At 66.4% G+C, this 908-nt stretch carries 1 protein-coding gene; it reads left to right on the top strand.

All coding sequences use genetic code 11. From position 1 onward, the window contains the following. Nucleotides 1-129 precede the first annotated feature (129 nt). Nucleotides 130-894, top strand: a complete 765-nt coding sequence (locus ABGB01_RS46010; protein ID WP_347780658.1) for a transposase family protein — start codon at nucleotides 130-132, stop codon at nucleotides 892-894. The last annotated feature ends 14 nt before the right edge of the window (nucleotides 895-908 follow it).

The following is a 908-nucleotide window of genomic DNA, read 5'->3' on the forward strand; positions in this document are numbered from 1 at the left end:
AGTGAGTGTTTTCCATCCTGAAGCCGCAGGTCGCGGGCATGCTGCGCGAGTGGGTCTGATCGACAAGTAGAAGAGCCCCTGGTAGAAGGGTTGTCGACCAAGATCAACCGTTAGACCAGAGGCTCCGAGTTGCTGTTCTACCGCGCCGCGCTGCCGTTGTCATCTCAGACCCTGTCCTATCTGTCCGGCATCCTGCGCCGGCACCGCAAGACGATCAACTCGCCCTGGCGTCGCCTCAACCCCGGCCAACAAGCCCTGCTCGTCCTCGTCCACCTGAGAAAAGGCGAGACCCTGGCAGAGGTCGCCGCAGGCTTCGGCGTCGGCATCGCGACCGCCTGGCGCTACATCCGAGAGGCCATCGTCCTGCTCGCCCGCCGCTCACCCCGCCTGGAGCAGGCGTTACGCGCCGCCAAGCGGGCCGGCTACCCCTACCTGGTACTGGACGGCACCCTCATCCCCATCGACCGCGTGGCCGCCGACCGGCCCTACTACTCCGGCAAGCACCGCAGACACGGCATGAACATCCAGATCCTGGCCACCCCCGACGGCACACCCCTGTGGACCTCCGGCTCCCTGCCCGGCTCCGTGCACGACCTCAAGGCTGCCCGGATCTGGGGCATCCTGCGCCGTCTCAAGGCCGCCGGCCTGCTCGTCCTCGCCGACAAGGGCTACGTCGGTGCCGGAGAGCACGTACGCGTGCCCTACAAGGGCCGCAACAAGCCGACCTCCCAGAAGGCCGCCAACGCCGCCCACGCCAAGCTCCGCGGACCGGGCGAACGGGCCAATGCCCAACTGAAGACCTGGCGTATTCTGCGCAAACTACGCTGCTGCCCACTTCTCGCAGGCCAGCTCGTCAAAGCGATCCTCGTCCTTCAGCTCCGCGAGGCGGGATGAAAAGCACTCAGTGA

This window comes from Nonomuraea sp. B5E05 (assembly GCF_039880665.1).
In the GTDB taxonomy this organism is placed as follows: Bacteria; Actinomycetota; Actinomycetes; order Streptosporangiales; family Streptosporangiaceae; genus Nonomuraea.